The sequence below is a fragment of the Sulfurovum sp. genome, assembly GCF_041562805.1.
GTDB lineage: Bacteria > Campylobacterota > Campylobacteria > Campylobacterales > Sulfurovaceae > Sulfurovum.
The window spans coordinates 1-10,693 of record NZ_JBFFOH010000082.1; the positions used below are offsets into that span (position 1 = coordinate 1).

Annotated in this window: 11 protein-coding genes; 8 read left to right on the top strand and 3 right to left on the bottom strand. The window is 38.1% G+C overall.

All coding sequences use genetic code 11. The annotated features are described in order from the left end of the window. Positions 1–322: 322 nt before the first annotated feature. Entirely contained in the window at positions 323–784 is a 462-nt protein-coding gene (locus ABYK33_RS09910; RefSeq protein ID WP_373033012.1) for an OsmC family protein, read from the top strand. Here the strand turns inward: ABYK33_RS09910 and ABYK33_RS09915 are convergent. Next, positions 781–993, bottom strand: a complete 213-nt coding sequence (locus ABYK33_RS09915; protein WP_373033013.1) for a hypothetical protein — start codon at positions 991–993, stop codon at positions 781–783. The two genes, ABYK33_RS09910 and ABYK33_RS09915, sit on opposite strands and share 4 nt — an antisense overlap. A gap of 91 nt (positions 994–1,084) precedes the next feature. On the opposite strand from ABYK33_RS09915, the gene ABYK33_RS09920 reads away from it, so the two are divergent. Next, positions 1,085–1,294 carry a hypothetical protein gene (locus ABYK33_RS09920; protein WP_373033014.1) on the top strand — a complete coding sequence of 70 codons (210 nt, stop codon included), beginning with the start codon at positions 1,085–1,087 and terminating at the stop codon, positions 1,292–1,294. 39 nt (positions 1,295–1,333) lie between these two features. Here the strand turns inward: ABYK33_RS09920 and ABYK33_RS09925 are convergent, their stop codons facing one another. Further along, a complete protein-coding gene (locus ABYK33_RS09925; protein ID WP_373033015.1) occupies positions 1,334–1,540 on the bottom strand; it encodes a hypothetical protein in 207 nt (68 codons plus the stop codon). Between the two features lie 368 nt (positions 1,541–1,908). On the opposite strand from ABYK33_RS09925, the gene ABYK33_RS09930 reads away from it, so the two are divergent. After that, a complete protein-coding gene (locus tag ABYK33_RS09930; RefSeq protein ID WP_373033017.1) occupies positions 1,909–3,744 on the top strand; it encodes an ABC-F family ATP-binding cassette domain-containing protein in 1,836 nt (611 codons plus the stop codon). A gap of 185 nt (positions 3,745–3,929) precedes the next feature. Here the strand turns inward: ABYK33_RS09930 and ABYK33_RS09935 are convergent, their stop codons facing one another. Next, positions 3,930–4,283, bottom strand: coding sequence for a histidine triad nucleotide-binding protein (locus tag ABYK33_RS09935; protein ID WP_373033018.1), 354 nt, complete (start codon positions 4,281–4,283; stop codon positions 3,930–3,932). Positions 4,284–4,484: 201 nt separating this feature from the next. Between ABYK33_RS09935 and pheS the strand changes: the two genes are divergently transcribed. From pheS to ABYK33_RS09960, 5 genes are all read left to right on the top strand, one after another. Continuing rightward, on the top strand, positions 4,485–5,477 hold the full coding sequence (gene pheS, locus ABYK33_RS09940) for a phenylalanine--tRNA ligase subunit alpha (RefSeq protein ID WP_373033019.1): 993 nt from the start codon (positions 4,485–4,487) through the stop codon (positions 5,475–5,477). Further along, on the top strand, positions 5,474–7,807 hold the full coding sequence (gene pheT / locus ABYK33_RS09945) for a phenylalanine--tRNA ligase subunit beta (protein ID WP_373033020.1): 2,334 nt from the start codon (positions 5,474–5,476) through the stop codon (positions 7,805–7,807). The genes pheS and pheT overlap by 4 nt, the downstream gene beginning before the upstream one ends. A gap of 2 nt (positions 7,808–7,809) precedes the next feature. Further along, the gene (locus tag ABYK33_RS09950; RefSeq protein WP_373033021.1) at positions 7,810–8,661 is read left to right on the top strand and encodes a 4-hydroxy-3-methylbut-2-enyl diphosphate reductase; all 852 of its coding nucleotides are present in this window, start codon (positions 7,810–7,812) and stop codon (positions 8,659–8,661) included. Then, positions 8,658–9,938 (top strand): 3-phosphoshikimate 1-carboxyvinyltransferase, encoded by a 1,281-nt coding sequence (gene aroA / locus ABYK33_RS09955; protein ID WP_373033022.1) that lies wholly within the window; start codon positions 8,658–8,660, stop codon positions 9,936–9,938. Before ABYK33_RS09950 ends, aroA begins: the two co-directional genes overlap by 4 nt. A 167-nt stretch (positions 9,939–10,105) precedes the next feature. Beyond that, positions 10,106–10,693, top strand: a 588-nt coding sequence (locus tag ABYK33_RS09960; protein ID WP_373033023.1) for a S1 RNA-binding domain-containing protein, incomplete at its 3' end; no start/stop codon positions are given.

Consider the following 10,693-nt stretch of genomic DNA (forward strand, 5'->3'; position numbering starts at 1 on the left):
ATATCGTAAAATTCGCTATCTAGCGAAAGATATGTAGTTTGAAATTTAAGGTTATTAAGTGTCATAAGGAGGTTTTACATTTGTTCTCCTTAAGAATAGATAAGCTTTCATTTTTTAGGTGTTTTTTTTCTCGTATGTATTCCCATGTCAAACATGAAAATGAGATTACATGTAGTTAGATGTGGTTGGCAAATTGAGTAAGGGTAGTTTGGTTTTATATACAGGGAATTTACGTTCTATCTCAACACCAAGGATAGTACTTTTGAAGTAAAATTATATCTCAGATAGTGTACACTATGGCAAATAAATTTTTGGAGTCAATATGAACGTATCTGTAGAGTATTTAGGAGATAAGAAGTTTAAGGCAAATACTATTAAGTCGAATTATACACTTGATTGTAAAGAGATCACACCTGTGGAGTATTTTGCAACAGGTATCATAGGATGTACTGGAATAGATCTTGTAATGATGGCTGAAAAAGATGGTTTTGAAGTAAGTAATTATAAAGTAAGTGCGGAGATAGAAAGAACAGATTCTGTACCTATGAAGTTTGCATCTATGCATATTATCTTTGAGTTTGACGGGGAATTTGATGCAAGTAAAGCGAAACGTTATATAGGTGCATCTTTGGAGAGTTACTGTACGACGGTGAATTCGATTCGTGATTCGGTAAAGGTGACTTATACAATCATACAAAATGGTGAGATGATTGCTGATAAAGAAGAGCTTGTCTCTATGAGTGTACCACTTGAAGATGGATTTGGTGGAGCTTGCTGTTCCTAGGTTTTGAGCTCGTCAATTTTTCCGATGAGCTTTGTTATACGTTGGGATTTTAGTTTCTTTCCCTTCACTTTGGCGACAGACTGTTTTTTACACATATTACACATACCGATACATGACTTTATGGTAATGGTGTCATCAGGAAATGCTTTTGTGAGTTTTTTCTGAAGCTTATTTACTTTCGAGAATTTTTGACATATTTCTATCTTCATATTTTACTATAGCATATTTTTTCTACTTCAGATACTTTTTACTGTTAGGGGAGTATGATAAATATTAGACATATGATATAAAAGGTAAATGATGGATCCGGTAGAACAAGATATTTTAAGAAGAAAAGATGAGATCATCTCCGAAGTAAATGCGATCTTTAAGGTCAATATGAAGATCACAGATTGGGATGTCCCTGAAGCAGATGATACATTGGCTGGGAAAATGATCCTGGATATTATGCAAGAGGCTCTTGATGGGCTAAAAGTAAGATTTGAAGAGGGTGAGTTTAAAGGTTATTAGTTAAAAAAAGTGACTCTGCTGTGAAAAGCAGAGAGTATGTTAGAGTAGGCCCAGTTCGGCAAGTAATGCTTTAATAGTGGGTGAAAGGTCACTCAACTCTTTTAGGAAAGTACCTGAAGCCATATCTTCTCTGTACCACTCTTCGATACGTTTCATGGAGTCACTTTTTTCCTCTTCTGAGAGTATATTTGATTTATCAATGCTGTCTTTAATCTTTTCTAAATGTTTTAGGTTAGTGTCGCTCATTTGTAATCCTTTGCTAAAATGTATATCTTCATTATAGAATGATAATACTTTCAAACATATATATATAGGTCATTAAAGCCCTTTGTACCCGAAGAAAATACCCTTGGAATGCAAGCACAAGAATGATGGGTTATAGTTATGAGAAGGTGACCTAATACACTTTTCGCTATAATGCGAACCCAAATCATGTAATAGGAATCATAAAACTAGCCTTTGTGATTGCGTCTAGGATATTTACAAAAAGTCATCACTTAACCTATGGGTTAACCTCAAATTTTTTGCAAGCACCCTAAGCACAAGCCCAAACACTATTTTCATAATGCTATTATATTATTTGGATTAAAAAATACCCCATATATGGATATACAATGATACAACTTACAAACCTCGCTAAAAGTTTCGGGGGTCAAACCCTTTTTAATGACGTAAACCTCAAACTCTCTCATGGACAGAAGATAGGATTTGTGGGGCGTAATGGTTCTGGAAAATCTACACTTTTTAAAATTATTCTCGGTGAAGAGAGTTATGATTCTGGCGATGTGAGCATCCCTAAAAACTACATGATAGGTACATTAAGACAGCACCTTGTATTTACTGAGAAAACAGTACGTGAAGAGTGCGCTTTGGTTCTGCCTGAAGATGAGCAGTGGAACTTCTATAAAATAGAAAAACTTCTTTTTGGGCTTGGTTTTTCAGAAGAGGACCTGGATAAAGATCCTATGAGTTTTTCAGGTGGATACCAGATACGTATCAACCTTGTGAAACTTTTGGCAACAGAGCCAAATATGTTGTTACTGGATGAACCTACCAACTACCTTGATATTATCTCCTTACGATGGTTAAAAGGTTTCATTAAAGAGTTTGAAGGTGAAGTGATACTCATTACCCACGACCGTGACTTTATGGATTCAGTAACGACACATACCATGGGTGTACATCGTAAAGGACTCCGCTTGGTTCAGGGTGACAGTTACAAGTACTATTCTACACTTGCAATGGAGGATGAAACCTATGAGAAGACGAAAGCAAATCAAGATAAAAAACGTAAAGATCTTGAAGAATTTGTAGCACGTAATAAAGCCAGAGCATCTACGGCTGCACTTGCGCAGTCAAAGCAAAAAGAACTTGACAAAATGGATGATATGGAAGACTTACAAAATGATGCTACGTTGTCATTTAAGTTCAGATATAAAGAGACTCCTGCAAAAGTTATTTTCCGTGCAGAAGATCTGGGTTTTGGATATAACCCTGAAGAGCCACTTTTTCAAGGCATTACTTTTGCAATGGAGAAAGGTAAACGTCTGGCTATCATCGGTAAAAATGGTAAGGGTAAGTCAACACTTCTGAACTACATCGCAGGGGAATTGCCACATCAACAGGGAAAACTTGACTTTCACCCTTCTACTACATTTGCACACTTTGGACAAACAAACATTGAAAGACTGAATGTAAAATCAACTATCATTGATGAGATCGCTTCAGTAAGTAAAGATATGGGTATCCCTGAGTCACGCAGTATAGCAGGGCGTATGATGTTTTCTGGTGATCTTGCTGATAAAAAGATAGAAGTACTTTCAGGAGGAGAACGCAGCCGTGTGATGCTAGGAAAGATCATCGGAACACCGGCAAACCTTCTGTTTCTTGATGAGCCTACAAACCACCTTGATATGCAGTCCATTGATGCACTTGCAGATGCGATAGATGACTTTGAAGGTTCACTCATTATGGTTACGCACTCAGAAATGCTTTTAAGAAGATTGGCTGATGCGCTTATTATTTTCCATAAGGGTGGGGCTGAGTATTTTGACGGTACGTACGATGAGTTCCTGGAAAAGATAGGTTGGGAAGAGGAAGAAGGGGTTGCACCTAAAAAGAAAAAACCTAAGATCAACCATAAAGAACGTAAAAAACTACGTAAGGCTGTAACACAGGAGCGTAATGAAGTGCGTAAACCTTATACCAAAGAGATCAAGCTTTGTGAAGAACAACTTGAAATAGCAGAAACACAACTTGCAGCAAAAAATGAAGAACTTGAAAAAGCATCTACATCTGGTGATAATTCAGCAATCATGGAACTTTCGCGTGAAGTAGGGCTTGTGCAGCAAGAAGTAGATGCACTCTTTGAACGTTTAGAGATCGCTACGGAAAAAGATGATGAGATCGTGGCTGAGTATGAACTCAAACTTGAGGAAATTGACGCATAATTAATTTGTTGTGCATGTAAGGTTTATAATTTTAGGAAATTGACCTAAATAGGTTACTTGTGACGTTGTTTCTCTCTTTACTTTTTTAGAAAAAGTAACAAAAAGCGTCATTCCTCTCGAATCGCTCCGCTTTCAAGGGCGTTCAGAATGACATTATTGATGGGGGGAGAAGAACAAGGGTGTTCTTATAAACTCTTGTGTGCGTCTTCGTGGGTGTGATCCCATGCAAGTTTTGCGCCACCTAACATATGAAAATGTAAGTGATTTATCTCTTGTCCTCCATCTTCACCGTTGTTTGTGACAAGTCTGTAACCTGATTTATCTACACCCACTTTTGTTGCTACTTCCTGTGCAAAAATAGTCAATCCTCCCATGGTCTCCGGTGTGACATCCTGAAAACAATCTACATGTGTTTTAGGAATAATGAGAATGTGTATTGGTGCTTTAGGGTAGAGGTCATGAAATGCTAAAAAATGTTCACTTTCATGGACGGTATTATTTGGTATTTCTTTGTTTACAATTTTGCAAAATATGCACATTTGGTGGTCCTTTAACTGGTTGGTTTATTTTATTTTTGCTTATCATATCAACTTGTCTATACCTATGTCAAGCACGAGCACAATGTATCTATTTTAAGCTTTATAGATGTAAAGTATAACACAGTTAAGTAGTAATAAATCCCATTATTAGTAACTTTTGGATAAAATCACGACAATACACAGAAGTCATATAGAGGTTAAATGGAAAATTTAGAAGAGAAAATTGTTCAAGCTGATTCGCTTGAAACATTAGAAAAAGTGCGTGTTGAACTTTTTGGAAAGAAGGGTGTTCTAGCAGCGCAGTTTGCTAAGATGAAAGATGTCCCTGGTCCAGAGAAAAAAGCATTTGCAGAGGGGCTTAATAAAAATAAGGCCGCGTTGCAAGCAAGTTTTGATGCACGTTATGAAGTTCTTAAGTCCGAAGAGATAGAAAAAGTACTGAAAAGTGAAGCGATAGATGTTTCCCTTTATGGAGCATTGGCTCAAAAAGGTGCTTTACATCCGGTAATGGAGACAATGGACAAGATCATTGACTATTTTGTGGCATTGAACTTTGCTGTTGAGAGTGGTCCTATGGTAGAAGATGACTTTCATAACTTTGAAGCCTTGAACCTTCCTAAATACCACCCTGCACGTGATATGCAGGATACGTTCTATTTTAAAGATGGTGGACTTTTACGTACACATACATCACCAGTACAGATACGAACAATGATGGAGACTAAGCCTCCTATCAGAATGATCGCTCCAGGAACAGTATTTAGACGTGATTATGACTTGACACATACACCGATGTTCCATCAGGTGGAAGGTCTTGTGGTAGATGATAAAGGTAAAGTAAGTTTTGCGAATCTCAAATCTATCTTGATAGATTTCTTACACTATATGTTTGGTGATGTTGAAGTACGATTCAGACCAAGTTTCTTCCCGTTTACCGAGCCTTCTGCTGAAGTAGATATCTCTTGTATCTTTTGTGAAGGTGAAGGATGTAGAGTCTGTTCACATACAGGTTGGCTGGAAGTACTTGGATGTGGTATCGTTGATCCAAATGTCTTTAAGGCAGTGGGATATGAAGATGTAAGTGGTTATGCCTTTGGGTTGGGTGTAGAGCGTTTTGCAATGCTGATGCACAAAATACCTGATCTAAGATCTTTGTTTGAAGGTGATATTCGTTTGTTGGAGCAGTTTAGATGATAGTAACAAGAAGTTGGTTAAATGAATTTATAGACCTCAGTAAGGTCTCTAATGAGAAGCTTTACGAAACGTTTAACTCCATCGGACTGGAAGTTGACAGTCTTAAACAAATAGAGATAGCTGAAAAAGTAGTGATAGGGAAAATTATTTCTTGTGAAAAACACCCTGATGCTGACAAGCTGAACGTATGTCATATCGATGTTGGAAGCGGGACAAGACAGATAGTATGTGGTGCAGCGAATGTTGTGGAAGCAGAGTATGTGGCTGTCGCAACGATAGGTGCTGTACTTCCTGGTGATTTTGCTATTAAACATGCCAAACTTCGTGGTGTTGAGAGTGAAGGGATGGTTTGTGCCTCTTCTGAACTTGGTCTACCAGATACTGGTAAAGGGATCATGATACTTGACGAAAGTATCGGTGAACTTAAAGTAGGTAGAGAGTTAGGTTCTTACCATACGGTAGCAGATACGGTCATCGAGCTTGAGCTTACAGCCAACAGAGGTGACTGTCTTAGCATCTTTGGTGTGGCAAGAGATTTGAGTGCGGCACTTGACATTGAGATGAAACCTTTTGAGTATAAACAAGAAGAGAAGATGAAGCTTGGTATTGCCAGAGAAGCAGAGCTTCACCATACGGGTGAAATGGATGCTGATTTGCATTATAAGCTGGCAACCATAGAAAACATTTCCAATTCTTTCCTTATACAACTACGTTTAGCGATGGTTAGTGTGGAAGCAGAAGGAAATCTTGCAAGTATCTTAGCATATGCTACACATACAACAGGTGTGGTGCTACGTGCATATGATAGTAGAATATTCCGAAACAGTGAAAATAAGATTTCTGTACTCCCTACAGCCAAAGCCAAAGGTATTATAGAGATCATCGGGAATGAAAAAGTACGTTCTGTGGTAGGTGTAAATCAAGAGGCTGAAGCAACAGCAAATGATGAAACAAAAGAGCTTTTAATAGAAGCCAGTTATATCAATCCGGATACTTTAGTGGAGGCTGTCTCTACTACCTCTTTAAAAACAGATGATCTTTACTATAAGACATCCAGAGGGGCTAATCCGGACCTTTATTTTGGACTCTCTTTCTTGGGTTCCATGATGGATATGCATACAGATGTCTCCTGTTATGAAGGTTCATTGAATGTGGGTGTTGAGAGAGAAAATGCAACAGTCCTTGTAGATGCAAAAGAGATCTCATCTATCATCGGTATGGATGTTGAAATAGGTAAGATCGTAACGATACTCCAGAAACTTGGATTTGAGATCAATTCTATGGGACATGAAGTGATTGCCGCTGTGGTTCCACTCTTTAGACATGACATTAAACATATCCAAGATATCTCTGAAGAGATAGTACGTATCATAGGGATCAATAATATTGAAGCCAAACCTTTTGTTTTTGCAGAAAAACCACGTCTTAATGATACAACAGCTAGATATCAAGCCAAAAAAGAGTTTAAAAACCGTGCAGTAGGTGTATCATTTTATGAAAATGTATCTTATGTATTTTCAGAAAGAGCACTTTTGGAAAAGTATGGTTTTGCTACTGTTGAGGAAGCACTTGAACTTGCAAACCCTATAGCTGAAGAGCTCAATACACTGAGATCTACGATTTTAGTAAATTTACTGAATGCTGTGAAGCGTAATGTGAGTTATAGTAAAAAATCTATTCCTCTGTTTGAGATGGGTGCAGTATTTGGAAGTAAAAGAGAGCAGAGTGAAGTGATCTCTTTTATTTTTTCAGGACAGCTTGAAGGTGAGAATGTAAGAAATGCCGGAAAACCAAAGATGATAGATTTCGCCTCTTTTACCCAAAAAGTAGGTGCGGTTATCGGTGCTTTCGAACTGGTACCTTGTACCTATGAAAATGGACTTATCCATCCATACCAATCTGCAAATATCATTGTAGATGGTAAAGTATGCGGATTCCTCTCAAAACTACATCCGACAGTACAGGAGAGTTTTGGTATACCTGAAACATTTATCGCAGAACTTGATTTTGATGCTTTCTTACCTAAGCATATCAATGCAATGCCTATCTCTAAGTTCCAGGGAGTCTATAAAGACCTATCCGTAGTGATAGATAAATCTTTGAACTACTATCAAGTGGCTAAGGTGCTTAATGCGTTGGAACTTCCAATGCTTAAAGATTCATACCCTGTAGATATCTACGAAGATGAGAAATTAGGTGATAAGAAGAGTCTTACGGTACGTTTCTTCATCCAATCTATGGAAAAAACGCTTGAAGATGGTGATATTGAAGAAGTTATGGGGCAGATCATGATGGCTCTTGAGTCAGAATGTAAAGCTGAATTGAGATAGAGATGAAAATACAATTAGCATCTAGTTATGGATTTTGTTTTGGTGTGAAGAGAGCTATTGAAATAGCTGAAGAACATAGAGGGTCTGTTACCTATGGTCCACTGATCCATAATAAAGATGAGATCAATAGACTTAAAGTGGGATTTAATATTGGTCTTGCCGAGCGTATAGAAGATATAGAAACAGATGATGCCGTGGTTATACGTACACATGGCATACCTAAAGATGAGTTGGCTGAGTTAAAAAGCCAGGAACATCATGTCATAGATGCAACCTGCCCTTATGTAACAACACCACAAAACATCGTACAAAAAATGAGTGTAGATGGCTATAGCATTGTGATATTTGGTGATGCTGATCATCCAGAGATCAAAGGTGTAGTGAGTTATGCTGAGGATCCTGATGACGCTTATATTGTGCTTGAAGCTGAAGAGTTGGAAGCACTTCCTCTGAAAGGAAAAGTTGCAGTTGTTTCTCAAACCACGAAAAAACCTGAAGATTTTGCCAAGATAGTCACTGCATTGATGGCAACACGTAAAGAGATAAGGGTGTTCAACACCATATGTAATGCAACATTTGAAAACCAGGATGCAGCATCAGAACTTGCTAAAGAGGCAGATGTTATGATCGTTATCGGAGGAAAACACTCTTCTAATACCAAACAGTTACACAGTATTTGTGAACGTGACTGTAAAGAGAGTTACCTGATTGAAAATGAAAAAGAAATTGAAGCTGAATGGTTTGAAGGGAAAGATCTTTGTGGTATTTCTGCAGGAGCTTCTACACCTGACTGGATCGTACAAAATGTGATCAATAAGATTCAAGAAATTAAGAAAGTTGATGAGGTTTCATGAACACACTAACACTTAAACCTATCGCTAAGATAGATGGGGAGATCAATCTTCCCGGTTCTAAAAGTCTTTCAAACAGAGCTTTACTGTTAGCAGCATTAGCTGACGGGACAACAAAGATCACCAATCTTTTAGAGAGTGATGATACAAGACATATGCTCAATGCATTGAAACAGCTTGGCATTAACTATACCCTCTCAGAAAACAAAACAGAATGTACAGTGACCGGTAATGCAGGTGCGATACACAGTACAAACGTACATGAGCTCTTTTTAGGTAATGCGGGCACAGCAATGCGTCCACTCTGTGCGGCATTGTGTCTTGGTACTGGTTCTTACTTACTTACAGGTGAACCTCGAATGAAAGAGAGACCTATCGGGCATTTAGTAGATGCATTGCGAGAAGCAGGGGCAAAGATAAGCTACAAAGAGAATGAAGGATATCCGCCACTTCTGATAGAAGCTGAGGGATTGACAGGTGGGGATGTAAAGATAGATGGTGCCATTTCAAGTCAGTTTTTAACGGCACTTCTACTTGCAGCACCTATGGCAAAAGAAGATATGACCATTACTATTATTGGGGAACTTGTTTCTAAGCCTTACATCGATATCACCCTGCATATCATGAAAGAATTTGGTGTAGATGTGGTGAATGACAACTATAAGAGTTTCAGCATAAAAGGTGGACAAACCTATAAAGCTGTAGAGGCATTTATGGTAGAAGGTGATGCCTCTTCTGCTTCTTATTTTTTAGCTGCTGCTGCCATTAAAGGGGGTACAGTGAAAGTTACGGGTATCGGGAAAAAGAGTATCCAGGGGGATGTTCAATTTGTAGATGTTCTGGAAAAAATGGGTGCAGTAGTAGAGTGGGGTGATGACTTTGTATCTGTGAGTAAAGGGGACCTTCATGCCATTGATATGGATTTCAACCACATACCTGATGCAGCAATGACCATAGCCACTACGGCACTTTTTGTAGAGGGCACTACAACACTTAGAAATATTTATAACTGGCGGGTAAAAGAGACAGATAGACTTTTTGCCATGGCAACAGAACTTCGTAAGGTCGGAGCAGAAGTAGAAGAGGGTGAAGATTATCTTAAAATAACCGCACCGAAAGTACTTAAACATGCAGCGATCGACACTTATGATGACCATAGAATGGCCATGTGTTTCTCTCTTTTGGCGCTTGATCCAGTCTCTGTGACTATCAATGAACCTGAATGTACTGCCAAAACATTCCCTACTTATTTTGAAGTTCTTGAGAGTATATCTTCTTAAACACGCTATTAAAAACATAATACTAAAAACTTAAATATAATAGTTTTCGTGATCCAGAAGTTGAAGTTGACATAGCGTCAGCGTAGCTTGGGGTGCTTTATCCTATAAGCCATATTTATGGTTAAAAAGGTATAATAACGCAAAATTAGGCACACATAAGGATAGGTATGAAGTTCGAAGATATCGAAATAGAAGAAGTAGATTTTGAGGCGATGCTCGAGGAATCGTTCAAAAAATCAGAGTCAAAAAGTGATTTGGTAGCAGGTACAGTTGTTAAGATAGATGAAAAAGATGATATCGCTGTAATTGATATTGGTGGTGGTAGAGATGCAACACTTACACTTGAAGAGCTAAGAGACGAAGAGGGTAACCTTGCATTTGCAGTAGGTGATCCAATTGATGTTGTAAACATGGGAAGAGGTCGTATCTCTCATAAAGCTGCGTTAAGCAGAGTAGCATTAAATGAGTTTATTGCTGAGTATGATGAAGAACAAGAGTATATCATCGAAGGTGTTGTAACTAAAACTAATAAAGGTGGATATGTTGTAGACTGTGATGGTTTAGAATTCTTCATGCCACGTACACTTTCTTACCTCTCTTCAAAAGTTGATCCAACAGGTAAAAAAGTAAAAGCGGTTATCGTAAAAGTAGATAAAGAGAAAGGTTCAGTAGTTGTTTCTAGAAAAGAACTTATTGAGCGTGATAAAGCAAAAACAGATGAGATCGTTGCTGAACTTCTTGAGAAAAAAGAACCA